Below are 24,499 nucleotides of genomic sequence, written 5' to 3' on the forward strand. Positions count from 1 at the left end.
GCTCCTACAGGATGCCTTTATAGACACAAGGCATTAGGACAATAGCCTACGGTGGTTGTTCTGAATCATTCGAAGTAGGACAATTGTCGGCTTCCCGACATCATCAGCGATATTGAATGGCCTTCCTTGCACTCGGTATTAACCACAAGACTGCTTCTGTAGACGTCCGCGAGCGCGTGGCTTTTACTCCCGAGCAGTTGGTTGAGGCCTTGCAGCAGCTCTGCCGGCTCACCGACAGTCGCGAAGCTGCGATCCTTTCGACCTGCAATCGCAGCGAGCTCTATATAGAGCAGGAACATCTTTCAGCGGATGTGGTGCTGCGCTGGCTGGCCGATTACCACCATTTGAGCCTCGATGAGCTGCGCCAAAGCGCCTATGTGCACGAAGAGGATGCGGCAGTTCGTCACATGATGCGCGTCGCCTCCGGGCTCGATTCGCTGGTGTTGGGCGAACCGCAGATTCTCGGCCAGATGAAATCGGCCTACGCCGTGGCCCGCGAGGCCGGCACTATCGGCCCGCTGCTGGGGCGCCTGTTCCAGGCTACCTTCAATTCCGCCAAGCAAGTGCGCACCGACACCGCCATCGGTGAAAACCCGGTGTCCGTGGCGTTTGCCGCCGTCAGCCTGGCCAAACAGATTTTCAGTGACTTGCAACGCAGCCAGGCCCTGCTGATCGGCGCCGGCGAGACCATCACCCTGGTCGCCCGCCATCTGCATGAGCTGGGGGTGAAGCGCATTGTCGTCGCCAACCGCACCCTGGAGCGCGCCAGTATCCTCGCCGAACAGTTCGGTGCCCATGCGGTGTTGCTCTCGGACATCCCGGCCGAGCTGGTGCGCAGCGACATCGTCATCAGTTCCACCGCCAGCCAGTTGCCGATCCTCGGCAAGGGTGCGGTGGAAAGTGCCCTGAAACTGCGCAAGCACAAGCCGATCTTCATGGTGGATATCGCCGTTCCCCGGGATATCGAGCCTGAAGTCGGCGAGTTGGACGACGTTTATCTCTACAGCGTCGACGACCTGCACGAAGTGGTCGCCGAAAACCTCAAGAGTCGTCAGGGCGCAGCCCAGGCCGCCGAGGAAATGGTCAGCACCGGTGCCGACGATTTCATGGTGCGCCTGCGTGAACTGGCAGCGGTGGATGTGCTCAAGGCCTACCGTCAGCAAGGCGAACGCCTGCGGGACGAGGAATTGATCAAGGCCCAGCGTATGCTCGCCAATGGCAGCAGCGCCGAAGACGTGCTGATGCAACTGGCGCGCGGCCTGACCAACAAATTGCTGCACGCCCCCAGTGTTCAGTTGAAAAAGCTTACCGCCGAAGGCCGCCTTGATGCGCTGGCCATGGCCCAGGAACTCTTTGCCCTCGGTGAGGGCGCGACAGAAAGCTCTTCGGATAAAAAACCGCAATGAAAGCGTCACTGCTCAATAAACTGGACGTCCTTCAGGACCGTTTCGAAGAACTGACCGCCTTGCTCGGCGATGGCGAGGTCATCTCCGATCAAACCAAGTTCCGCACTTATTCCAAGGAATACGCGGAAGTTGAACCGATCGTGGGCACCTATAAACAGTTGCTCAAGGTTCAGGCTGACCTCGAAGGCGCCCAGGCGCTGCTCAAGGATAGCGACCCGGACATGCGTGAAATGGCCGTTGAAGAAGTGCGAGAGGCCAAAGACAAGCTGATCGAACTGGAAGGCGACCTGCAACGCATGCTGCTGCCCAAGGACCCGAATGACGGGCGCAACGTGTTCCTCGAAATCCGCGCAGGCACCGGTGGCGACGAGGCGGCGATTTTTTCCGGCGACTTGTTCCGTATGTACTCGCGGTATGCCGAGCGTCGCGGCTGGCGGGTCGAGATCCTGTCCGAGAACGAGGGCGAACATGGCGGCTATAAAGAAGTCATCGCCCGGGTTGAAGGCGAGAATGTCTACGGCAAGCTGAAGTTCGAGTCTGGCGTGCACCGCGTGCAGCGGGTTCCGGCGACGGAATCCCAGGGTCGCATCCACACTTCCGCCTGCACCGTGGCCGTATTGCCCGAGCCGGACGAACAGGAAGCCATCGAGATCAACCCGGCAGACCTGCGGGTCGACACCTACCGCTCATCGGGCGCCGGTGGCCAGCACGTCAACAAGACCGACTCCGCGATCCGCATCACTCACTTGCCTTCGGGCATCGTGGTGGAATGCCAGGAAGAACGTTCCCAGCACAAGAACCGTGCGCGGGCCATGTCCTGGCTGTCGGCCAAGCTGAATGACCAGCAAACCAGCGCCGCCGCCAACGCGATTGCCAGCGAGCGTAAATTGCTCGTCGGTTCGGGCGACCGGTCCGAGCGTATCCGTACCTACAACTTTGCCCAGGGTCGGGTCACCGACCACCGCGTCAACCTGACGCTGTACTCCCTGGACGAAATCCTCGCCGGTGGCGTTGACGCGGTGATCGAGCCGTTGTTGGCCGAATACCAGGCCGACCAGCTCGCGGCGATAGGTGAATAAATGACCATTATCGCCAGCCTGATACGCGCCGCCGACCTGCCAGACTCACCCACAGCGCGCCTGGACGTGGAATTGTTGCTGGCCGCAGCCTTGGGCAAGTCCCGCAGCTACCTGCATACCTGGCCGGAAAAAATCGTCAGCAGCGAAGATGCACTGACCTTTGCCGCCTACCTGCAACGCCGCCGCACCGGCGAGCCTGTGGCCTACATCCTCGGTCAGCAAGGCTTCTGGAAGCTGGACCTGGAAGTGGCGCCACACACGCTGATCCCGCGTCCGGAAACCGAGATGCTGGTGGAAGCCGCCCTGGAATTGCTGCCTGCCACACCGGCCAAAGTCCTCGACCTCGGCACCGGCAGCGGCGCGATTGCCCTGGCCCTGGCCAGCGAACGCCCGGCCTGGCAAGTCACGGCTGTCGACCGCGTGCTGGAAGCCGTGGCCCTGGCCGAGCGCAACCGCCAGCGCCTGCACCTGAATAACGCCACGGTGCTGAACAGCCATTGGTTCAGCGCCCTTGAAGGCCACACCTACAACCTGATCATCAGCAACCCGCCTTATATAGCCGACACCGATCCGCATCTGGTGGCCGGTGATGTGCGCTTTGAGCCGGCCAGCGCGCTGGTGGCCGGCCATGACGGTCTGGACGACCTGCGGCTGATCATCGCCCAGGCGCCCGCGCACCTCGACGCCGCGGGCTGGCTGTTGCTGGAACACGGTTACGACCAGGCGGCCGCCGTGCGCGACCTGCTGCTGGGGGAAGGCTTCGAGGAAGTCCACAGCCGCATTGACCTGGGTGGCCACGAACGTATCACCCTGGGGCGCCGGCCGTGCTGAATGATCAGGAGCTGTTGCGCTATAGCCGACAGATTCTGTTGCAGCATGTCGACATCGAAGGCCAGTTGCGTCTGAAAAACAGCCGTGCGCTGATCGTCGGGCTCGGTGGCCTTGGTTCGCCGGTGGCGCTGTATCTGGCGGCGGCGGGTGTGGGTGAGCTGCATTTGGCGGATTTCGACACCGTCGACCTGACCAACCTGCAACGCCAGATCATCCATGACACCGACAGCGTCGGCCTGAGCAAGGTCGATTCGGCGATTCGTCGCCTGAGTGCGATCAATCCTGAGATACAGCTGGTCGCTCATCGCCGCGCGCTGGATGTCGATTCCCTCGCGGCTGCCGTGGCGGCGGTCGACGTGGTGCTCGATTGCAGTGACAACTTCTCCACCCGCGAAGCGGTCAACGCTGCCTGTGTTGCCGCCGGAAAACCTCTGGTCAGCGGCGCCGCGATTCGGCTCGAAGGCCAACTGTCGGTGTTCGACCCACGACGCGCCGAAAGCCCGTGCTACCACTGTTTATACGGGCATGGCAGCGAAGCCGAACTGACCTGCAGCGAAGCCGGCGTCATCGGCCCGTTGGTGGGCCTGGTCGGCAGCCTGCAAGCCCTGGAAGCGTTGAAGTTACTGGCTGGTTTCGGCGAGCCGTTGGTGGGAAGGCTGTTGTTGATCGACGCCCTGACCACGCGTTTTCGCGAGCTGCGGGTCAAGCGTGATCCCGGTTGCAGCGTCTGCGGTAGCCACCATGGTTAAGGACGCGCCGATTGGTGTGTTCGATTCCGGCGTCGGCGGCCTGTCGGTGCTGGACGAAATCCAGCGTCTGCTGCCCCACGAATCGCTGCTGTACGTTGCGGATTGCGGGCACATCCCTTACGGCGAGAAAACCCCGGCCTTCATCCTTGAGCGCTCGCGGCGGGTGGCGGAGTTTTTTCGCCAGAAGGGCGCCAAAGCCTTTGTGATTGCCTGCAACACGGCGACTGTCGCTGCGGTCGCCGACTTGCGCCAGGACTATCCCGACTGGCCGCTGGTAGGTATGGAGCCGGCGGTCAAACCCGCCGCCGCCGCGACTCGCAGCGGCGTGGTCGGAGTGCTCGCGACCACCGGCACCCTGCAAAGCGCCAAGTTCGCCGCCTTGCTCGACCGCTTCGCCACCGATGTACGGGTGATTACCCAGCCGTGCCCGGGCCTGGTGGAACTGATCGAGACCGGCGATCTGGGCAGCCCGGCCTTGCGTGTGATGTTGCAGGGTTATGTCGAACCGTTGATCGCTGCCGGTTGCGACACCATTATCCTCGGCTGCACCCACTACCCATTCCTCAAGCCGCTGCTCGCTGGGATGCTCCCGCCGACGATCATTCTGATCGACACGGGCGCTGCGGTAGCGCGTCAATTGCAGCGCCTGCTAAATGATCGTGAGCTGCTTTCCACAGGCAGTCCGCAGCCTGCAAAGTTCTGGACCAGCGGCGATCCAGAGCACTTCAGAAATATCCTACCGACCCTATGGAAATTCCCCGGCGTTGTGCGTAGTTTTGGCGTGTGAAAAAAACGTGAAATAGCACTGTTTTTCGCTGAACTTCCGCCTATGCGGCAGCTTCTATAGCAAGTTAGCCTGTACAAAACCATACAACTTCGTTCGGAAAGGATGTTTCTTATGAAGCGCTTGTTCTGTTTGGCTGCGATTGCGGCCGCCATGTTGGGGCACTCTTTTTCCGCTCAGGCAGCGGGTCTGGAATTTGGAGTGGGGAGCACCAGCGATTCGACCATGACCTATCGCCTGGGGCTGACGTCGGATTGGGATAAAAGCTGGTTGCAGAGCAACACTGGTCGTCTCACGGGTTACTGGAGCGGCGCGTATACCTATTGGGACGGTGACAAGCGCGCCAGTGTCAGCAGCCTGTCGTTCTCGCCGGTGTTTGTGTATGAGTTTGCCGGGGAGAAGGTGAAGCCATACATAGAGGCCGGGGTCGGCGTGGCGGTATTCTCCCGCACGCGGGTTGAAGACAACAACATCGGCCAGGCTTTCCAGTTTGAAGACCGACTGGGCTTTGGCCTGCGCTTTGTCGGTGGGAGTGAAGTGGGGATTCGGGCCACCCATTACTCCAATGCCGGGATCAGCAGCAACAACGATGGTGTCGAGAGCTATTCGCTGCACTACACGATGCCGCTGTAATTCTTCAGAACACCGCAAAACCATTGTGGGAGCGGACTTGCTCGCGAAAGCGGTGTATCAGCCACGAATCAGTTGACTGACACACCGCTTTCGCGAGCAAGCCCGCTCCCACATTTGCTCATCGTTGGTTTCAAAATCAGCGATACACCGTCGCAAGCCCCTGGCGCTCATCGATGCACTCCGGGGCGCCCATCTCGAACTCCCGGCAGATCAGCGGCCGTTTCTCGTAAATCGTGCACATCATCGTGTCGCGATCCAGCGCCGCGCACCAACCATCATCCAGGCGCAGCATGACTTCGCCGCCCCAATCGTCGGTATCGATAAAGCGGTCAGGCACGCCGGTGTCGGTGATCAGCATGACTTCCAGCTGGCAGCAGCACGCGGCGCAGGTGGAGCAGGTGACGGCGGGTTCGGCGATTTGTGTGTGGGGGATGTTGGTCATAGGCGCGCAGTGTAAGGCAAGCGGCTTGCATGTGTGTAAAAGGCCTGACGGACGTCAGTGTGACAACTGCCTGGCGACCCAGTGCAGCAACGGGAAGATCATGCCCCAGAGCAACGCGAGACCGATGACGGTCGGCACCGTGCCATAGCCGAAACTGACGCCGGCCAACTGGCTGCCTGCGTAATAGGACAACGGTCCGCCCACCGCGCCCAACAGACTGGCGCGCCACCAGGGTTGGGCGCTCCAGGCCAGGCAATGGCGCAGGGTGGTTGCCAGCAGCGCCCACAACAGGATCAGCCACAAAGGCGCCAGCGGCCCAGGCAGGCTGAAATGAAACACACCAAAGGCGCGCAACGCGGTGTCGACCACCGTGCCCAGCAGGGTGACCGCGAGAATCACCTGGCCTTCCTCGGACCACGAACTTATCCACAGCAGGTGGACCGCCAGCACCGCCACTCCCACCAACAGCCACAGGCTGTCGCCGCCCAGCACACAGGCAAACCAGCCGCACTGGAACAGCACGGCATTCGCCAGTGGTTTAAGCATCAAAGCGCCCGAGCAGCGGCTGGGTCAACGCCGCCGGCTTGGCCAGCAGCATCTGGGCGGTGCCGATGGTGCGCTCCATAAAGCCGCCCTCGCAGTAGCACAGGTAAAACTCCCACAGGCGCAGGAAGTATTCGTCGTAGCCCATTTCCGTCAGGCGGCTGTGGGCGCGGCGAAAGTTCTCATGCCACAGGCGCAGGGTTCGTGCGTAGTGCAGGCCGAAATCTTCCATGTGCAGCAGGTTCATGTCGGTGTCGCGGCTGACGATCTCGAGCATCTTCTGCACACAGGGCAGGGCGCCGCCGGGGAAGATATAGCGCTGGATGAAATCCACGCTGCTCTTGGCCTGCTCGTAGCGCTGTTCACGAATGGTGATGGCTTGCAGCAACATCAGGCCGTTGCTCTTGAGCAACTGCGCGCATTGTTTGAAATAGGTCGGCAGGAAGCGATGGCCCACGGCTTCGATCATCTCGATGGACACCAGCTTGTCGTACTGGCCGGTCAGGTCGCGGTAGTCCTCCAGCAGCAACGTCACCTGATTCTGCAAACCCAGGGCCTCGATGCGTTTTTCGGTGTAGGCAAACTGCTCTTTGGACAAGGTGGTGGTGGTGACCTTGCAGCCATACTGCTGCGCGGCATAGATCGCCATGCTGCCCCAGCCGGTGCCGATCTCCAGCAGATGGTCCGACGGTTTCAGCGCGAGCTTCTGGCAGATGCGCTCCAGCTTGTTCAGTTGTGCCTGTTCCAGGGTGTCGTCGGCGGTGAGGAACTGTGCGGCCGAATACATCATGGTCGGGTCGAGGAATTCTTCGAACAGGTCATTGCCCAGGTCGTAGTGGGCGGCGATGTTTTTCTGCGAGCCCTTGCGTGTGTTGCGGTTGAGCCAATGCAGCCCTTGGGTGAAGGGCCGTGCCAGTTTCGCCAGGCCGCCTTCCAATGCATCCAGCACGTCGAGGTTGCTGACCATCACCCGCACCACGGCGGTCAGGTCGGGGCTGCTCCAGTAACCATGAATAAATGCCTCGCCCGCGCCGATGGAACCGTTGGCCGCCACCAGCCCCCACGCGGCCGAATCGAGGATCTGGATTTCCCCCAGCAGGTGCGCTTCCCGTGCGCCGAAGACTTGCCGCTCGCCGTCCTCGACCACCACCAACTGGCCGTGGCGCAGTTGGCCGAGCTGGCGCAGCACCGCTTTGCGCAGCAGCGCTGCGGTCATGCCGTTGACGTTCAAGCGATTGGATTTGACCGATAAGCTAGGGGATTTCATGGCGGCGATCCTTGGTGTACCCGACTGCGGTGCGAGAAGCGCCTTCGGCGGCGTGATGGGAAAAAATCGGCGTGCGTTTAAGCAGAAGGCGCAGGGCCTGCCAATAAATGGCCAGGCAGGTCTTGGCGGTCATCCACGGGAAGCGCCACAAATAACGGTGCAGGCTGGCGCGGTTCAAGTCTTCACGTTGCAGACTCAAGGTGGCGTCGAACACTTTCAGTTCGCCCTGCCAGTCGGCCATGTGCACGCCGAGTCTGGCGGCGGGCGGGCTGAAGCTCATGCGGTATTCCAGGTCCCGGGGCAAAAACGGCGAGACATGAAAGGCCTTGGCCACGGCGAAGTGCTGATGCTCACCAGCAGGCAGCGCCATGGCCGGCAGCACGTAGTGATAGCGTTCGCGCCACGGCGTGTTGGTCACTTCACACAGAATCGCGGCCAAGGTGCCATCGGCCTCGAAGCAGTAGAAGAAACTCACCGGATTAAAAGCCAGGCCCCAACTGCGGGCCTGGGTCAGCAGGCAGATTGCGCCCTCGGGGATGCGCCCGAGGGCCTTGCCGACTTCTTGGCGCACGGCATCGGTCAAGCTCATGCCGTGACGGGTAAATTCACGCAGGTAGTCCTGCTGGCGAAAAGCAAACGGTGCCCAGCGGTCGCCGGCCAATGGCGACAAGCCGAAGACTTCGTCCTGTTCACTGAGGTCCAGGTACAGCAGGCCAATCCGATAACGGAAGGCGTGGCCCTTGGGCGTAAACCGCCGATGGGCAATCCAGCCGCTATACAGGGCGCTGTTCACAGCGCTTCCCCAAATGCCTTGGCCACGCGCAACGCGCTGACCACACCGTCTTCGTGAAACCCGTTGGCCCAGTAGGCGCCGCAGTAATAGGTGTGCTGCGCGCCGTGCAATTCTTCCCAGCGCGCTTGAGCAGCCACGGCGGCCAGGCTGTATTGCGGGTGGGCGTAGGTGTAGCGGGCGAGGATTTTTAGCGGGTTGATCATCGCCGTCTGGTTAAGGCTGACGCAAAAAGTGGTGGCGCTGTCGATGCCCTGCAGGATGTTCATGTCGTAGGTCACGGCAGCCTGTTTTTGCGTGCTGCTGTCCAGGCGGTAATTCCAGCTGGCCCAGGCCAGTTTGCGCTCGGGCAGCAAACGAGTGTCGGTGTGCAGGACTACGTCGTTGTCGGCGTAGGGCAAGGCGCCGAGGATCTGTTGCTCGGCCAGGCTCGCATCCCCCAGCAATGCCAGGGCCTGGTCGCTGTGGCAGGCGAACACGACTTTGTCGAACGCCTCGCTGCCTGCCGCGCTGTGGATAAGTACGCCGATTGATGTGCGCTCAACCCGGGTGACGGGGCAATTGAGGCGAATTTTTTCACGGAAGGGCTGGGTCAGCGGCTCGATATAGCGGCTGGACCCGCCTTCGATCACGCACCACTGCGGCCGGTTACTCACCGATAACAAACCGTGGTTCTTGAAGAACCGCACGAAGAATTGCAGGGGAAATCCGAGCATGTCAGCCAGCGACATCGACCAGATCGCTGCGCCCATCGGCACGATGTAGTGCTGGATAAATCGCTGGCCGTAGCCGCCCGCTTGCAGGTACTCGCCCAGGGTCATCTCGGTGCTGATGCGTTGCTCTTGCAGGTCCAGCGGCGCCTGGCGGTTGAAGCGCAGGATGTCGCGCAACATGCCCCAGAACCCCGGCGACAGAATATTGCGGCGCTGGGCAAACAGGCTGTTGAGGTTGTTGCCGTTGTACTCGAACCCGGCGTTCGGGTCGCACACCGAAAAGCTCATCTCGGTGGGTTTGAACGTCACGCCGATCTGCCCCAGCAGCTTGATGAAGTTGGGGTAGGTCCAGTTGTTGAACACGATGAAGCCGGTGTCCACTGCGTAGCTTTTGCCATCCACCGTGACATTCACCGTGTGGGTGTGGCCGCCGATGCGGTCACCCGCTTCGAAAAGGGTGATGTCGTGGCGGCGACTGAGCAGATAAGCGCTGGTCAGCCCGGCTATGCCGCTGCCGATAATCGCGATCTTCACAGGTCGTCCTTCCTCGGCGGCGGGCTGCGCAGCATGCGTTTGCCGATGATCAGCTTGACGCGGTTTGGCAGTTTCGACAGCGGCCATAGCGCGGCAATAAACAGGGCCGGGAAGGCAATTTCCAATGGGCGGTTTTGCAGCTTGGCGAAGATATGCCGTGCGGCCTTGTCCGCCGGCCAGCTCAAGGGCATCGGGAAATCATTGCGGGCGGTCAGCGGTGTGTCGACAAAGCCCGGGCTGACCACGGTGACGTCAATGCCTTCGGGCGACAAGTCGATGCGCAGGGATTCGAACAGATAACGCAGGCCGGCCTTGGAGGCACCATAGGCTTCAGCCCTGGGCATTGGCAGGTAAGTCACCGCGCTGGCTACGCCGACCAGGTGGGGTGTATGGCCGGCACGCAACAGTGGCAGCGCGGCTTCGATGCAGTAACTGCTGGCCAGCAGGTTGGTGCGCACCACGTGCTCGATGATCGAGGAGTCAAACTGCTTGGCGTCTACGTATTCGCAGGTGCCGGCGTTGAGAATCACAGTGTCCAGCGAGCCCCAGACCACGGCGATATGCTCGCCGATTTCGCGTACGGTCTGGCTGTTGGTCAGGTCGCCTGCCACCACCAGCACTTGCCCGGGGTATTGCTGCGCGAGCTGTTCCAGCGGCTCTTTGGAGCGGGAGCTGACAGCCACGTGGGCGCCGCTGTCGAGCAGCGCTTTGGCCAGTTCGGCGCCGATGCCACTGCTGGCACCGGTCAACCAGTAACGACGAGGCGGCACGAGGTTCATCCCATTCTCCTTTTTAGCCAGCTGACCACGCCGCCGAGGACCGGCACGTGTTCATACAACAGCGCACCCGCATCAAAATAATCCCGGTGGTGGTACACCTGCTCGCGCCATAACAGGTGCGAGCAGCCTTCGACACGAATCACTTTACCCCCGCCCAGGCGGGGGTGGCAGAAGCTCATTTTCCAGCGCAGGTAGCCCTCACCTTCAGCCACTTGATCGAAGCCATGAAAGTCAAAGCGCAACTGGGTCACGTTGTCGTACAGCTCGGCGAAGTAACGCTGCAGCGCCGGCAGCCCGTGCACTTCGTGCAGCGGGTCGGTGAAGCTGATGTCCTTGCTGTACAGGCTGTCGAGCAGGTGCAGATTGTGTTTGTCCACACTGGCAAAGGCCTGGGCGAAGCGGCGCAGGAAGTCACTCATAACCACCCCCGACTGCCTGGCGTGAAGGCAGGCTGCGGAAGGCGGCGAGGGCGCGCTCGCGGGACTTTTTCAGATCGACGATAGGACGAGGATAGTCGGCCACGCCAAACAAGCCGCCCACGGCATCGGGGTTGTGCACTTCCTTTTTGTTCAGCGCTGCCAGTTGTGGCAGCCAATGCTTGATAAACACGCCTTCGCCGTCGAATTTTTCCGACTGGCTCAAGGGGCTGAAGATCCGGAAGTACGGCGCCGAGTCGGTGCCGGTGGACGAACTCCACTGCCAGCCACCGTTGTTTGCTGCCAGGTCGCCATCGATGAGGTGGCGCATGAAAAATCGCTCGCCTTCGCGCCAGTCGATCAACAGGTTTTTGGTCAGGAACATCGCCACCACCATGCGCAGGCGGTTGTGCATCCAGCCGGTTTCGAGCAATTGGCGCATGGCCGCGTCGATGATCGGCAGGCCGGTGCGTGCTTCCTGCCAGGCTTTCAAGTCTTCCGGGCTGTTGCGCCAGGCCACGGCTTCGGTTTCCGGGCGGAACGCGCGGTGGCGCGAGACCCGTGGGTAACCCACCAGAATATGTTTGTAGAACTCGCGCCACAGCAGCTCGTTGATCCAGGTAATCGCGCCGATGTCGCCGCTTTCGAATTCACCCTGGTTGCTTTGCAACGCGGCATGCAGGCACTGGCGCGGCGAAACCACACCGGCGGCCAGGTAGGCCGACAGCTGGCTGGTGCCGGGCTTGGCCGGGAAATCGCGTTCGTCCTTGTAATAGCTGATTTGCGCGTCGGCGAACTGATCGAGACGGCGCCGGGCTTCGGCCTCACCCGCCGGCCACAGGGAGCGCAAGGCCTCGGTCGGCGTTGCAAAACCCTCGACGTGATCCGGGATCGGTTCGCTTTTGAGCTTGAGTGCCGCCTGTGCCTTGGGTGTGGCGACCAGGCGCGGCAAGGCGCCGTGCAGACGGTTGTAGCAGACCTTGCGGAACTGGCTGAACACCTGGAAGTACGTGCCGGTCTTGGTCAGGACGCTGCCGGGCTGGAAAAACAGCTGGTCCAGGTAATTGTGAAACGTGATGCCCCGGGCTTCGAGGGCCTTGGCCACGGCGGCGTCGCGGCGCTCTTCGTGGATGCCGTATTCGTCATTGACGTGTACCGACTGGATCGACAGCTCCTGGCACAGGTCTCCCAGGACGTGCGGTGCCTGGTCCCAGGTCGAGGCATGGCGGATCAATAGAGGAATGTTCAACTCCCCCAGTGCCACGCTCAAGCTCTTCAGGTTGCGCAGCCAGAAGTCGACTTTGCACGGCGCGTCATCGTGGGCCAGCCATTGCTCCGGGCTGATCAGGTAGACAGCCACCGTCGGCCCGCGCTGTGCGGCGGCGGCGAGGGCGGTGTTGTCATGTAGGCGCAGGTCGGTGCGCAGCCAGATCAAGTGCATTTAAATAAGTCCACGCTGGATCAGTACCTGATGGGCCGACAAAGGGTCTTCGGCCAGGAGCAATTCAGGAATGTCTTGGGTTAATACGGACAGCTCCGCCTGGTGGATGCATACCGTTGGTCCGGTTATCAGTTTTGGGCAACTGAAGCCGCTCAACAGTTTGCCCAGTGCCGACACATGGAGTGCCTTGCTCGAATACAACAGCACCGCGCGGGGTTGCAGGTGTTCGACGGCCAGGGCCAGTTCGCCGGCCGGCAATGGCCAGTCGAAGACTTCCACCGGGCAATCGGCACTGCTGGCGAGCCAGGCGGTGAGCCACAGGTGCGGCTCCAGCGGCAGGTCGGAATGGTTGATCAGCAGCAGCGGGGCGCCGTTGAGCTGGCGGTTGTTGTGATACATCCGCGCGCCGAATTTGCTGCGCAGCCAGGAATAGAAAAATACCCGCTCCATCTGCGCACCGAATTGGCCTTGCCAGCGCAGCTCAAGTTCCTTGAGCAATGGAAGCAGAAGTTGCTCGCACAGGGTGCGCGGCGGGTACAGCGCCATCGCCTGGTTGAAGGCGTCATCCACCCGGCGCTCGGCCAGCTCGCTGACGGCCTGCAACAGGTGCTGGCGGCGGTTGTGCCATTCATTTTCCACCGGCGGTTCGCTGGCGGTTGGTGCGGTGTCGATCAGGCTCTTGACCTGGCTGACCGGCACCCCGCGGTTGAGCCAGGTCAGGATGGTGTGGATGCGTTGTACATGCTCGGCGCTGAACAGGCGGTGCCCCTTGGGCGTGCGCTGGGGCACGATCAAACCGTAGCGCCGCTCCCAGGCGCGCAGGGTCACAGCGTTGACACCGGTTTGGCGCGCCACTTCGCGGATCGGCAGCCAGCCTTGTTCGAGGGCCTCGGCGATGTCTTCCACAGGTGCTTGCAGGGGGAAAGTCATAGGTTAAATCGCATTACGCAGGCTGAGGTTTTCCGGGTGCGGTTGCAGGTAGGCCTGCTGCGCGATGTAGCGGTCCGGATGCTGGCGAAAGTGGTGCTTGAGCAGCGTCAGCGGCACCACCAGCGGCACGATGCCCTGGCGGTATTGGCTAATGATGGTCTGCATTTCCTGTTTGTCTTCGGCGCTGATGGCTTGCTTGAGGTAGCCGCTGATGTGTTGCAGCACGTTGGTGTGGGTGCCGCGTGTGGCGCACTGGGTCAGGGCGCTCATCAGTTCGCTGAAGTAGCCGGCGGCCAAGGCGTCGAGGTCGACGTCCTTGGGCATGCTGCCCAGCAGGTTGCCCAGGCTTTTGTAATGCACCGGGCTGTGGGCCATCAGCAGGTATTTGTAGCGTGAGTGAAATTCCAGCAGGCGGTGACGGGTCAAGCCTTCGGCGAGCAGTTGCTGCCAGGTGGCGTAGACGAACACCCGGGTCAGGAAGTTTTCCCGCAGCACCGGGTCATTCAGCCGACCGTCTTCTTCCACCGGCAGGTTGGGATGGCGTGCGCAAAACGCTTGGGCGTAGATGCCGCGCCCGCCACCGTCGATGGGCATGCCGTTGTCCTGGTAGACCTTGACCCGCTCCAGGCCGCAGGACGGGGATTTCTGCATGAAGATATAACCGCAGAGATCGGTGTGTTCAGCGGCCATTTGTTGGCCGTAGTCATCCAGTGGCTGGGTCACGTTGAGTTCGCGGTGCACGGTGCCGACAGCCTGCGGATTAAGCGGGTCGCCCACCAGGCGAATCGGCTCGCGGGGAATGCCCAGGCCGATGGCGACTTCGGGGCACAGCGGCACGAACTCGAAATAGTCGGCGAGGGTCTGGCTGCACAGTTGGGATTGTTTGTGCCCGCCGTTGAAGCGCACGTTCTCGCCCAACAGGCAGGCGCTGATGGCGATTTTCGGTTTTCCGGTGGCGGGCAGGGTGCTGGACATGGCCAAACCTCAGTGAAATTCCTGTACAGAGTTAAATTTCTGTACAACTTGATCTCATCATAGGTTTGAAGCTGTACAAGTCAAATAATTTGTACAGGTATTTGCAGGATGGTTATTTCCAACCGATTTTCCAGTCTTCGGCGTTTTGCAGGGTTTGCCAGGCCAGGCGCTGAACCCGATGGCTCATCACCGCTTCCAGTTCGATTTCCTGCACATCGCCTTCGTCGTCGCGCAGCAGCTTGGTCACCAGGAAGTGTTTTTCCTTATGCTGCGGACGGGCTGCTGTCCATTTCGACAGCAGCAACTTGGCGGGATTGATCCGGTTCATTGCAGGTGCTCGATCAGCCGCCGTGCCGCTTCCTGGCCGCTGAGCCAGGCGCCTTCCACGCGACCCGACAGGCACCAGTCGCCGCACACGTACAAGCCCAGGTCGGCGTCGGCCAGCACGCCAAATTCATGGCTGGTGGACGGCCGCGCATACAGCCAGCGGTGGGCGAGGGTGAAGGACGGCGCCGGCATGGCGCTGTGCAACAGTTCGGCGAAAGCGCCGTGCAAGTGCTCGACCACCGCTTCCTTGGACAGGTCCAGGTGTTGCTTGCTCCAAGTGCTGGTGGCGTGCAGTACCCAGGTGTCGAGGCGGGTGTCGCGCCCGGGTTTGCTGCGGTTGCGGGCCAGCCAGTCAAGCGGGCTGTCCTGCACGAAGCAGCCTTCCATGGGCGTATCCAACGGTTTGTCGAAGGCCAGGGCGACGGCCCAGGTCGGGTCCATTTTCACCCCGGCTGCGGCACTTGCCAGCTTCGGCGCGGCGGCCAACAGGGCGGTGGCTTGTGGTGCCGGCGTGGCGATAATCACGTGGCTGAACGGGCCGTGGTTTTCGCCGTCGGCGTCCAGCAGGTTCCAGTGGTGTTTGCCCTGGAACACTTCGGTGATGCGGCAACCGAACTGCACCGGCAAGTCATCCAGCAGGGCGCGGGTGATTGCACTCATGCGCGGCGTGCCGACCCAGCGGATCTGTTCATCGGGGGAGGGCGTCAGTTGCCCGGACTTGAAGTTGTACAGCTGCGGCTTCCATTGCTCGGCACAACCATCGGCCTGCCAGCGTTGCACCTCGTTGACGAAGCGCCGGTCGCGGGCGGTGAAGTACTGCGCGCCCATGTCCAGTGCTCCCGCATCGCTGCGCTTGCTGGACATGCGGCCGCCACTGCCGCGGCTTTTATCAAAGAGTTGTACAACGTGCCCCGCGTCTTTTAACGCTCGGGCGGCGGAGAGACCGGCGATGCCGGTGCCTATGATCGCGATGGGAACAGTCATGGGAGGCCTCGTTTTACCGTTGTGTACAGACTACGCCGACACCAATAGCTGTACAATATTGTTTTTTGGTATAAGTTTTGGCGTACCTGATCGTTTGGCGTGACCTATGGTTAACCCTGAGGGTTTAACCACCGTTGCGCCCGATTAGAACATCCCTGTCTATAAAATAGACTAACGGTGGTCGGCGAACGTTACACGAGGAACAACTCATGCACATTTTGCTGACCGGCGGTACGGGTTTGATCGGCCGCCAACTTTGCCAATACTGGCTTACTCAGGGCCATCACCTTACGGTCTGGAGCCGTCACCCGGAACAAGTGGCCAAGTTGTGTGGCGCTCAAGTGCGCGGCATTGCTCGCCTGCAAGACGTAAATGAGCCGGTGGACGCGGTGATCAACCTCGCCGGCGCGCCGATTGCCGATCGGCCCTGGACGCATAAACGCAAGGCGCTGCTGTGGAGCAGCCGCATCGGCCTCACCGAAACGTTGCTGGCCTGGTTTGAGGGGCTTGAGCAAAAACCGGCGGTATTGATCTCCGGTTCTGCGGTGGGCTGGTATGGCGACGGCGGCGAGCGTGAGCTGACCGAAGACAGCGGCCCGGTACAGGACGATTTCGCCAGCCAGCTCTCTATCGCCTGGGAAGAAACCGCCCAGCGCGCCGAGGCTTTGGGGATCCGCGTAGTCCTGGTGCGTACCGGGCTGGTGCTGGCGGCCGAGGGCGGCTTTTTGTCGCGGCTGTTATTGCCGTTCAAACTGGCGCTGGGCGGGCCGATCGGCAATGGTCGGCAGTGGATGCCGTGGGTCCATATAAAGGATCAAATCGCCCTGATTGATTTTCTTCTGCACAAGAGCGATGCCCGCGGTCCTTATAATGCCTGCGCGCCACACCCGGTGCGCAACCTCGAATTCGCCAAGACCCTGGGCAAGGTGCTGCACCGCCCGGCGTTCATGCCCATGCCGGCGTTTGCCTTGCGCATCGGCCTGGGCGAGCTGTCCGGTTTATTGCTGGGTGGCCAGCGGGCGTTGCCGCAGCGGCTGCTGGCCGCCGGTTTCACTTTTCAGTTCACTGAGTTGCACGCGGCCCTGGACGACTTGTCCAGCCGCCTCTAGAGATAGGATGTTGCATGACGGATCACGCGTTGTTACTGGTCAACCTGGGTTCACCAGCGTCCACTTCGGTGGCGGATGTGCGCAGCTACCTTAATCAATTCCTGATGGACCCTTACGTCATCGACCTGCCATGGCCGGTGCGGCGCTTGCTGGTGTCGCTGATCCTGATCAAACGCCCCGAGCAGTCGGCCCATGCCTACGCCTCGATCTGGTGGGACGAAGGCTCGCCGCTGGTCGTCCTCAGCCGCCGCCTGCAACAACAGATGACCGCGCAATGGACCCAAGGGCCGGTGGAACTGGCAATGCGTTATGGTGAGCCGTCGATTGAAAGCGTACTGACCCGCCTGGCGTCCCAGGGCATCAAGAAAGTCACCCTGGCGCCGTTGTACCCCCAGTTTGCAGACAGCACCGTGACCACGGTGATCGAAGAAGCCCGACGCGTGGTGCGGGACAAAAAGCTGGCGATCGAGTTTTCGATTCTGCAGCCGTTCTACGATGAGCCGGAATACCTTGATGCCTTGGCCAACAGTGCCAGGGCCTATGTGGAACAGGATTTCGATCACCTGCTGCTGAGCTTTCATGGATTGCCCGAGCGTCATCTGAAAAAGCTCGACCCTACCGGGCAACACTGTTTCAAGGACGCCAACTGCTGCCAGAACGCCTCACCCGAGGTGCTTGCCACGTGCTATCGCGCGCAGTGTTTCAGCGTTGCGCGGGACTTCGCGGAGCGCCTGGGGTTGCCGGATGGCAAATGGTCGGTGGCGTTCCAGTCGCGGTTGGGCCGGGCCAAGTGGATCGAACCCTACACCGAGGCACGGCTTGAAGCGTTGGCTCAACAAGGCGTGAAGAAGTTGCTGGTGATGTGCCCGGCGTTTGTCGCGGACTGCATCGAAACGCTGGAAGAGATCGGCGATCGCGGCCTGGAACAATTCCGCGAGGCGGGGGGCGAGGAGCTGGTGTTGGTCCCTTGCCTGAATGACGACCCGCAGTGGGCGGTGGCTCTCAATACCTTGTGTGAAAGATCGCCGGTTGCACTGTAATCAAGCCGAGTGAGGACTAAATGTGGGAGCGGGCTTGCTCGCGAATACGGTGGGTCAGTTAATGAAGATGGCGACTGACACACCGCCTTCGCGAGCAAGCCCGCTCCCACATTGACTGTGCCCACTCTGAATTTTCGGGGTTACTCGTGATGCGGCTCGCCCAGGAAGGTCAGGGAGCTGGAAAGAGCGCCGGTTGCACTGTAATCAAGCCGAGTGAGGACTGAATGTGGGAGCGGGCTTGCTCGCGAATACGGTGGGTCAGTTAATGAAGATGGCGACTGACACACCGCCTTCGCGAGCAAGCCCGCTCCCACATTGACTGTGTCCACTCTGAATTTTCGGTGTTACTCGTGATGCGGCTCGCCCAGGAAGGTCAGGGAACTGGAAAGAGCGCCGGTTGCACTGTAATCAAGCCGAGTGAGGACTAAATGTGGGAGCGGGCTTGCTCGCGAATACGGTGGGTCAGTTAATGAAGATGGCGACTGACGCACCGCCTTCGCGAGCAAGCCCGCTCCCACATTGACGGTGCCCATCCTGAATTTTCGGTGTTACTCGTGATGCGGCTCGCCCAGGAAGGTCAGGGAACTGAACAGTCCGCGAGTCGCGACATCAGCATTGTCTTTAAGCGGGATCTCCACCTGCGCCGCAATCACATTCAACCCTTCATTCCGCACCATCACCTGGGCGCGACCGTCTTTATCGGTCTCGGTGCTCAAGGTGTTCGGTGCATTGCGATAGTCCCCGATCAGCTTGATTCCTGCCGCCGGCTTGCCATCCAGCAGCACTCGTACGGGCAGTGATTTACCCGGGCCTACGGTCAGCGGATCAACTTCCGGCAAGATCAGCAGTTTGATCTGATCCAGCTTCGGCAACTTCGCTCCCGGCTGGTAGATCGCCAGGCTGTACTTGAAGGTCTGGGTCGACTCAACCGCCCCCGGCACTTTGCTGCGGCCCTCGTTGATCCATTTCTTGTCAGCCGTCTGTGACCACATGCCGTTATCCAGGGCGACCGCCAAAACAGCCGGCGATTTGAGCGGCTTCAGGCGTGCATGGTCGGGCAGGCGTTCCACGGTCACCGGGATCATTTTGCCGCTGGCGTCATAGGCCCAGGCGCCGCTGATTTTCTGCGCCTTGAACGCGTTGTCTTCGGCGCCGTGGCCGTAGATCACTTCGATATTGCCGCGCCGTTGTTCGGTCCACAGCCCGTGGGCCGAGACTTGGGTGGCAAACAACAGGCCGAGCACGGCCAGGGATTTGAAGGCTTGCATGGAGACGTCCTTTTACAGGTTGAGGGTCAGGCTGACGGTGAAATTGCGCGGCTCGCCGGGGTTGACCCAGTAATTGCTGTAGGAGCGCTCGTAGTACTTTTCATCGAACAGGTTGTTGAGGTTCAGGCCCACGGTGACGTTGTCGCTGGCCTTGTAATGGGCCAGCAAATCGACGGTGTGGTAGGCCGGCAATTCAAAGCTTTTGCCGGCTTCGCCGGAGCGGTCGCCGACGTAGGTAAAGGCCGCGCCGAGGTCGGAGCCACGCAACAGGCCGTCCTGGAATTCATACACCCCGAGTAAACTGCCGCTCCGTTTGGCCACGCCGAGAATCCGGCTGCCCGCGGGGATGTCTTTGTCACCTTTAGTCACTTCGGCGTCGATGTAGGCAAAAGCGCCGATCACCCGTACGGCGTCAGTCACTTGCCCGGTCAGTTGCAGGTCAAAACCCTGGCTGCGTGCCTTGCCCATGGCCCGCTGCATGTCGGTGGCCGGGTCTTTGGTCAGGACATTTTCCTTCTCGATATGGAAGGCGGCGAGGGTGGTGCTCAGGCGGTCGTCGAACAGCTCGCTCTTGATCCCGATTTCATAACCCACGCCTTCCTCCGGCTTGAAGGTTTTGCCGCCGGCGTCCAGGCCATTGTTGGGTTTGAACGAGGTGGAGGCGTTGGCGAACAGGCCCACTTCGGGCGTCAACTGATAGAGCAGGCCGGCGCGTTGGGTCAGGGCGTCATGAGTCTGCTGGCTTTTGGCGTGGTTGCGGGCGAAGTCGTCGGTGTGTTGCTCGAAGTGTTCGAAGCGCGCGCCGATCATCCCGCGCAGGCGGTCGGTGAAGATGATCTGGTCCTGCAGGTTCAGCGCCTGGCTTTTCACCTGTTCGAAAAAGTCGGTGCCCGAGCGTTCGCCGTTGGGTTTTGGCTTGCCGTAGACCGGCTTATAGATGTCGATGGTGTAGTCGCCGCCAGCAATCGCGGTCACCCGTTCTTTCTTGCGGTAATCCTCGTATTCGGTGCCGATCAGCAACTCGTGCTGCCAGCTGCCAATGTCGAACCGGCCGCGCAGTTCGAGCTGGGTGATGCTGTCGTGCCAACCGGTGGACCGTTCGCGGTAGCGGCGGTTGAGGGTGTGGCCGTCGGCACTCAGTGGGCGGTTTTCCGAAGCGTCGCCCCACAGGCTGCCCTGTTTGTAGTGGCTGGCCAGGCGTAGCTGCCAGGCATCGTTGAGGTGATGTTCGAGGGTAGCTTGCAGGCGGTTGTTGTGGTTGCGGATATCGCCGTCGTTGGGCTCGCCGAGGAAGGTCGAGCGGGAAACGCCGCTCCAGCGATTGTTCGGCGCGACGATGCCACGGTCGAAGGTGGAGCGGTGGCGCACGAATTCGCTTTCTACCAGCAGGCGCGTGTCCGGGTCCAGTTGCCAACTGATGGAGGGCGCGACGAAGACCCGTTTGGCCTCCACGTGGTCGCGGAAGCTGTGGTTGTCCTCCACCGCCAGGTTGACCCGTGACAACACGTTACCCTCGCTGTCGAGCGGCGTGTTCACGTCCAGCGCGGTGCGATAGCGGTCCCAACTGCCGGCGCTGGTCTGCACGGTGGTGAAGGCTTCGGGTTGCGGCTTCTTGCTGACGATATTCACCGTGCCGCCCGGATCTCCACGGCCATACAGGCTGGCGGCGGGGCCCTTGAGCACTTCGATGCGTTCGATATTGGCCGCATCCGGCGTGCTCGGGTAACCGCGGTTGGCGCTGAAACCGTCCACGTAAAACTCAGAGGTGGTGAAGCCGCGAACACTGTATTCGTAGAGCGTCAGGCCGCCGAAGTTGTTCTGTCTGGATACGCCGCCGGCAAATTCCAGGGCGCGCTCGACGTTGGTACTGCCCAGGTCCGTGAGCACCGAGGCGGGAATTACGCTGATGGATTGTGGGATGTCTCGCAAGGCGGTGTCGGTTTTGGTAGCGCTGGCAGAGCGGGTGGCGCGATAGCCTTTGACGGGGCCAGTGGCGGATTCATACGCCTCACTGGTGATGCGGGTAGCCTCCAGTTCTAAGGTGGCAGTGTCTTCGGCGTAGACCGGGTCCACCAGCAAACCCAGGGCGATTCCCGCCAGCGGGGCAAATCTTCGAGACGGCATGATAGAACGTTCCAATAGCGATATTGAAACAATATAACATCTCTATTGAGAGTGATTTCCTTCTGAAACATTAGGTAACAGGAGCCCGCGAGCGGGCTCCTTCCCAGATTATTCTTCTTCTTTCACCGGCGCCGGAGGCGGACGCAGGCCGATTTCTGCCGACAGCTTGATTTCCTTGCCATTGCGCATTACCTGGATCGCCACCTTGTCGGTCGGCTTGATCCGCGCCACCTGGTTCATCGACTTGCGGCCATCACCGGCCGGCTCGCCGTCGATGCTGAGGATCACATCCCCCAGTTGCAGGCCGGCTTTCTGCGCCGGGCCGTCGCGGAAAATCCCGGCGACCACGATGCCTGGGCGCCCGGTCAGGCCAAACGACTCGGCCAGTTCCTTGGTCAGCGGTTGGACTTCAATCCCCAGCCAGCCACGAATCACCTGGCCATGCTCGATGATCGATTTCATCACTTCCGTGGCGAGTTTGACCGGGATGGCGAAGCCGATGCCCTGGGAACCGCCGGACTTGGAGAAGATCGCGGTGTTGATGCCGGTCAGGTTGCCGTTGGCATCCACCAGCGCGCCGCCGGAGTTGCCCGGGTTGATCGCCGCGTCGGTCTGGATAAAGTCTTCGTAGCTGTTGAGGCCCAACTGGTTACGCCCGGTGGCGCTGATGATGCCCATGGTCACGGTCTGGCCCACACCGAACGGGTTGCCGATGGCCAGCGCCACGTCACCTACGCGCAAGCCTTCGGAGCGGCCGATGGTGATCGAGGGCAGGTTTTTCAAATCGATTTTCAGGACGGCGAGGTCGGTTTCCGGGTCGCTGCCGACCACCCGGGCCAGGGTTTCCCGGCCATCACGCAGGGCCACGACAATCTGGTCGGCGCCGGTGGTCACGTGGTTGTTGGTGAGGATGTAGCCTTCGGGGCTCATGATCACCCCGGAGCCGAGGCTGGATTCCATGCGTCGCTGCTTGGGCGAGTTGTCGCCGAAAAAGCGCCGGAATTGCGGGTCTTCAAACAGCGGATGCGCCGGTTTGTTGATGACTTTGGTGGTGTACAGATTCACCACCGCGGGCGCGGCGATCACCACCGCGTCGGCGTAAGTCACCGGGCCTTGTACCACCGCGCTGGTTTGCGGTGCCTGTTGCAGGTTGACATCGAGGGTCGGCAGGCCGACCAGTTGTGGATAACGCTGAATAATCAGCATCGCGATCAGCACGCCAGCCAACAATGGCCATCCAAAAAAACGCAGTGCCTTGAGCATTAAGAAAATCCTGACGGGTTGCAGGGGGCGGGAGAGCGCCCATAATGTCGCGCATTATACGAGGCCGTGAGCGCCTCTGAACGGGATATTTAGGAGTCTTTTATGGCCGTCGCCCTGAGCACCTTAGTCGAGGAAGCGGACCGCTACCTTAATAGTGCAAAAATCGCCGATTACTGCCCCAACGGCCTGCAGGTCGAGGGCCGGCCGCAAGTGCTGCGCATCGTCAGCGGCGTGACCGCCAGCCAGGCATTGCTGGACGCAGCGGTCGAAGCCCAGGCCGACCTGGTGCTGGTGCACCACGGTTACTTCTGGAAAGGCGAAAGCCCGTGCATCACCGGCATGAAGCAGCGCCGCCTGAAAACCCTGCTCAAGCACGACATCAGCCTGCTGGCCTACCACTTGCCCCTCGACCTGCACCCGGAAGTCGGCAACAACGTGCAACTGGCCAGGCAATTGGACATCACCGTCGAAGGCCCGCTGGACCCGGACAACCTCAAGGTCGTCGGGCTGGTGGGTTCCCTGGCCGAACCGGTGTCGCCCCGCGACTTCGCCCGCCGCGTGCAGGAAGCCATGGGCCGTGAACCGCTGCTGATCGAAGGCAGCGAGATGATCCGCCGCGTGGGCTGGTGCACCGGTGGTGGCCAGGGCTACATCGACCAGGCGGTGCTGGCCGGCGTCGACTTGTACCTGAGCGGCGAAGCCTCGGAACAGACCTTCCACAGCGCCCGGGAAAACGACATCAGCTTTATCGCGGCCGGGCATCACGCCACTGAGCGATACGGTGTGCAGGCGTTGGGTGACTATCTGGCGCGGCGTTTTGCCCTGGAACACCTGTTCATTGATTGCCCCAACCCGATCTGACAAACACCGCCGGACACATGTGGGAGCGAGCTTGCTCGCGAATGCGGTGTGTCAGTTAATGCATGTGGCGACTGGTGCACCGCATTCGCGAGCAAGCCCGCTCCCACATTTGACCGTGTTTTGCCTTGGTAACCCTCATTCATCCGCCCGACCCAGCCAAACCCAGCGGTATATTCATATACCGTTTCGATCTAGCCGGCGCCCTCAATAGAATCAGGTGCTGTGCTAGCATGCCCCGCTCGAACACGGCCCGCTGGCCGTCCACAAGATCGTTTTTCCGTGAGTAGCCATGGTCGACAAACTGACGCATCTGAAACAGCTGGAGGCGGAAAGCATCCACATCATCCGCGAGGTCGCCGCCGAGTTCGATAACCCGGTGATGCTCTACTCGATCGGTAAAGACTCCGCCGTGATGCTGCACCTGGCACGCAAGGCATTTTTCCCGGGCAAGCTGCCGTTTCCGGTGATGCACGTCGACACCCGCTGGAAATTCCAGGAGATGTACAAGTTCCGCGACAAGATGGTCGAAGAACTGGGCCTGGACCTGATCACTCATATCAACCCCGATGGCGTGGCGCAGAACATCAACCCGTTCACCCACGGCAGCGCCAAGCACACCGACATCATGAAGACCGAAGGCCTCAAGCAGGCCCTGGACAAGCATGGTTTCGACGCAGCATTCGGCGGCGCCCGTCGCGATGAAGAGAAATCCCGCGCCAAAGAGCGCGTGTACTCGTTCCGCGACAGCAAGCACCGCTGGGACCCGAAAAACCAGCGCCCGGAGCTGTGGAACGTCTACAACGGCAACGTCAACAAGGGCGAGTCGATCCGCGTGTTCCCTCTGTCCAACTGGACCGAGCTGGACATCTGGCAGTACATCTACCTTGAAGGCATCCCGATTGTTCCGCTGTACTTCGCCGCCGAGCGCGAAGTGATCGAGAAGAACGGCACGTTGATCATGATCGACGACGACCGCATTCTCGAGCACCTGTCCGACGAAGACAAAGCCCGAATCGTCAAAAAGAAAGTACGTTTCCGTACCCTTGGCTGCTACCCGTTGACGGGCGCGGTGGAGTCCGAAGCCGAGACGCTGACGGACATCATTCAGGAAATGCTCCTGACGCGAACTTCCGAGCGCCAGGGCCGGGTCATCGACCACGATGGCGCAGGCTCGATGGAAGATAAAAAACGTCAAGGCTATTTCTAAGGGG

Annotated in this window: 25 protein-coding genes; 10 read left to right on the forward strand and 15 right to left on the reverse strand. The window is 61.2% G+C overall.

Annotated elements, in window-relative coordinates; all coding sequences use genetic code 11:
* Nucleotides 1-116 precede the first annotated feature (116 nt).
* The 6 genes from hemA to HBJ59_RS27985 all read left to right on the forward strand — a co-directional run bounded on the left by hemA (nt 117) and on the right by HBJ59_RS27985 (nt 5,482).
* Nucleotides 117-1,406, forward strand: a complete 1,290-nt coding sequence (gene hemA / locus HBJ59_RS27960; RefSeq protein WP_076014969.1) for a glutamyl-tRNA reductase — start codon at nt 117-119, stop codon at nt 1,404-1,406.
* A complete protein-coding gene (prfA, locus tag HBJ59_RS27965) occupies nt 1,403-2,485 on the forward strand; it encodes a peptide chain release factor 1 (RefSeq protein ID WP_003208405.1) in 1,083 nt (360 codons plus the stop codon). Before hemA ends, prfA begins: the two co-directional genes overlap by 4 nt.
* On the forward strand, nt 2,486-3,316 hold the full coding sequence (prmC, locus tag HBJ59_RS27970) for a peptide chain release factor N(5)-glutamine methyltransferase (protein ID WP_076014970.1): 831 nt from the start codon (nt 2,486-2,488) through the stop codon (nt 3,314-3,316).
* A complete protein-coding gene (locus tag HBJ59_RS27975) occupies nt 3,310-4,065 on the forward strand; it encodes a molybdopterin-synthase adenylyltransferase MoeB (RefSeq protein ID WP_076014971.1) in 756 nt (251 codons plus the stop codon). The genes prmC and HBJ59_RS27975 overlap by 7 nt, the downstream gene beginning before the upstream one ends.
* Nucleotides 4,058-4,852: a glutamate racemase gene (gene murI / locus HBJ59_RS27980; RefSeq protein ID WP_167665420.1), complete on the forward strand. Its 795-nt coding sequence runs from the start codon at nt 4,058-4,060 to the stop codon at nt 4,850-4,852. Before HBJ59_RS27975 ends, murI begins: the two co-directional genes overlap by 8 nt.
* A 111-nt stretch (nt 4,853-4,963) precedes the next feature.
* On the forward strand, nt 4,964-5,482 hold the full coding sequence (locus HBJ59_RS27985; protein ID WP_076014973.1) for an acyloxyacyl hydrolase: 519 nt from the start codon (nt 4,964-4,966) through the stop codon (nt 5,480-5,482).
* A gap of 136 nt (nt 5,483-5,618) precedes the next feature.
* Here HBJ59_RS27985 and HBJ59_RS27990 read toward each other — a convergent pair whose 3' ends face one another.
* The 12 genes from HBJ59_RS27990 to HBJ59_RS28045 form a co-directional block, all read right to left on the reverse strand.
* Nucleotides 5,619-5,924 carry a YkgJ family cysteine cluster protein gene (locus tag HBJ59_RS27990; protein ID WP_063033124.1) on the reverse strand — a complete coding sequence of 102 codons (306 nt, stop codon included), beginning with the start codon at nt 5,922-5,924 and terminating at the stop codon, nt 5,619-5,621.
* 54 nt (nt 5,925-5,978) lie between these two features.
* Nucleotides 5,979-6,470 (reverse strand): DUF2878 domain-containing protein, encoded by a 492-nt coding sequence (locus tag HBJ59_RS27995; protein WP_076014974.1) that lies wholly within the window; start codon nt 6,468-6,470, stop codon nt 5,979-5,981.
* Nucleotides 6,463-7,734, reverse strand: coding sequence for a cyclopropane-fatty-acyl-phospholipid synthase family protein (locus HBJ59_RS28000; protein ID WP_167665421.1), 1,272 nt, complete (start codon nt 7,732-7,734; stop codon nt 6,463-6,465). The genes HBJ59_RS27995 and HBJ59_RS28000 overlap by 8 nt, the downstream gene beginning before the upstream one ends.
* A complete protein-coding gene (locus HBJ59_RS28005) occupies nt 7,721-8,527 on the reverse strand; it encodes a DUF1365 domain-containing protein (protein ID WP_167665422.1) in 807 nt (268 codons plus the stop codon). The genes HBJ59_RS28000 and HBJ59_RS28005 overlap by 14 nt, the downstream gene beginning before the upstream one ends.
* Nucleotides 8,524-9,771, reverse strand: a complete 1,248-nt coding sequence (locus HBJ59_RS28010) for an FAD-dependent oxidoreductase (protein WP_167665423.1) — start codon at nt 9,769-9,771, stop codon at nt 8,524-8,526. Before HBJ59_RS28010 ends, HBJ59_RS28005 begins: the two co-directional genes overlap by 4 nt.
* Nucleotides 9,768-10,550, reverse strand: a complete 783-nt coding sequence (locus HBJ59_RS28015) for an SDR family oxidoreductase (protein ID WP_076014978.1) — start codon at nt 10,548-10,550, stop codon at nt 9,768-9,770. Before HBJ59_RS28015 ends, HBJ59_RS28010 begins: the two co-directional genes overlap by 4 nt.
* On the reverse strand, nt 10,547-10,969 hold the full coding sequence (locus HBJ59_RS28020) for a nuclear transport factor 2 family protein (RefSeq protein ID WP_167665424.1): 423 nt from the start codon (nt 10,967-10,969) through the stop codon (nt 10,547-10,549). Before HBJ59_RS28020 ends, HBJ59_RS28015 begins: the two co-directional genes overlap by 4 nt.
* Nucleotides 10,962-12,407 (reverse strand): deoxyribodipyrimidine photo-lyase, encoded by a 1,446-nt coding sequence (gene phrB / locus HBJ59_RS28025; protein ID WP_167665425.1) that lies wholly within the window; start codon nt 12,405-12,407, stop codon nt 10,962-10,964. Before phrB ends, HBJ59_RS28020 begins: the two co-directional genes overlap by 8 nt.
* On the reverse strand, nt 12,408-13,337 hold the full coding sequence (locus HBJ59_RS28030; protein WP_167665426.1) for a MerR family transcriptional regulator: 930 nt from the start codon (nt 13,335-13,337) through the stop codon (nt 12,408-12,410).
* Between the two features lie 3 nt (nt 13,338-13,340).
* Nucleotides 13,341-14,312, reverse strand: coding sequence for a DUF523 and DUF1722 domain-containing protein (locus tag HBJ59_RS28035; RefSeq protein ID WP_256670914.1), 972 nt, complete (start codon nt 14,310-14,312; stop codon nt 13,341-13,343).
* Between the two features lie 112 nt (nt 14,313-14,424).
* Complete coding sequence (locus tag HBJ59_RS28040) at nt 14,425-14,640, reverse strand: TIGR02450 family Trp-rich protein (protein ID WP_003208432.1); 216 nt, start codon at nt 14,638-14,640, stop codon at nt 14,425-14,427.
* Entirely contained in the window at nt 14,637-15,623 is a 987-nt protein-coding gene (locus HBJ59_RS28045; RefSeq protein WP_076014983.1) for an NAD(P)/FAD-dependent oxidoreductase, read from the reverse strand. Before HBJ59_RS28045 ends, HBJ59_RS28040 begins: the two co-directional genes overlap by 4 nt.
* 209 nt (nt 15,624-15,832) lie before the next feature.
* Between HBJ59_RS28045 and HBJ59_RS28050 the strand changes: the two genes are divergently transcribed.
* Entirely contained in the window at nt 15,833-16,732 is a 900-nt protein-coding gene (locus HBJ59_RS28050) for a TIGR01777 family oxidoreductase (RefSeq protein ID WP_076014984.1), read from the forward strand.
* 14 nt (nt 16,733-16,746) lie between these two features.
* Nucleotides 16,747-17,772, forward strand: coding sequence for a ferrochelatase (hemH, locus tag HBJ59_RS28055; RefSeq protein WP_167665427.1), 1,026 nt, complete (start codon nt 16,747-16,749; stop codon nt 17,770-17,772).
* A 548-nt stretch (nt 17,773-18,320) separates the two neighbouring features.
* Here the strand turns inward: hemH and HBJ59_RS28060 are convergent.
* The 3 genes from HBJ59_RS28060 to algW all read right to left on the reverse strand — a co-directional run bounded on the left by HBJ59_RS28060 (nt 18,321) and on the right by algW (nt 22,427).
* Nucleotides 18,321-19,040: a DUF4198 domain-containing protein gene (locus tag HBJ59_RS28060; RefSeq protein ID WP_167665428.1), complete on the reverse strand. Its 720-nt coding sequence runs from the start codon at nt 19,038-19,040 to the stop codon at nt 18,321-18,323.
* Nucleotides 19,041-19,052: 12 nt separating this feature from the next.
* Nucleotides 19,053-21,164 carry a TonB-dependent siderophore receptor gene (locus HBJ59_RS28065; RefSeq protein ID WP_167665429.1) on the reverse strand — a complete coding sequence of 704 codons (2,112 nt, stop codon included), beginning with the start codon at nt 21,162-21,164 and terminating at the stop codon, nt 19,053-19,055.
* 108 nt (nt 21,165-21,272) lie between these two features.
* Nucleotides 21,273-22,427 carry a Do family serine endopeptidase AlgW gene (algW, locus tag HBJ59_RS28070; RefSeq protein ID WP_017476007.1) on the reverse strand — a complete coding sequence of 385 codons (1,155 nt, stop codon included), beginning with the start codon at nt 22,425-22,427 and terminating at the stop codon, nt 21,273-21,275.
* A gap of 102 nt (nt 22,428-22,529) precedes the next feature.
* On the opposite strand from algW, the gene HBJ59_RS28075 reads away from it, so the two are divergent.
* Both HBJ59_RS28075 and cysD read left to right on the forward strand, forming a co-directional pair.
* Entirely contained in the window at nt 22,530-23,288 is a 759-nt protein-coding gene (locus tag HBJ59_RS28075) for a Nif3-like dinuclear metal center hexameric protein (RefSeq protein ID WP_010177002.1), read from the forward strand.
* A 289-nt stretch (nt 23,289-23,577) separates the two neighbouring features.
* Nucleotides 23,578-24,495: a sulfate adenylyltransferase subunit CysD gene (cysD, locus tag HBJ59_RS28080; RefSeq protein ID WP_016971196.1), complete on the forward strand. Its 918-nt coding sequence runs from the start codon at nt 23,578-23,580 to the stop codon at nt 24,493-24,495.
* Nucleotides 24,496-24,499 lie beyond the last annotated feature (4 nt).

The sequence above is a fragment of the Pseudomonas sp. AN3A02 genome (assembly GCF_011765255.1).
Classification (GTDB): domain Bacteria; phylum Pseudomonadota; class Gammaproteobacteria; order Pseudomonadales; family Pseudomonadaceae; genus Aquipseudomonas.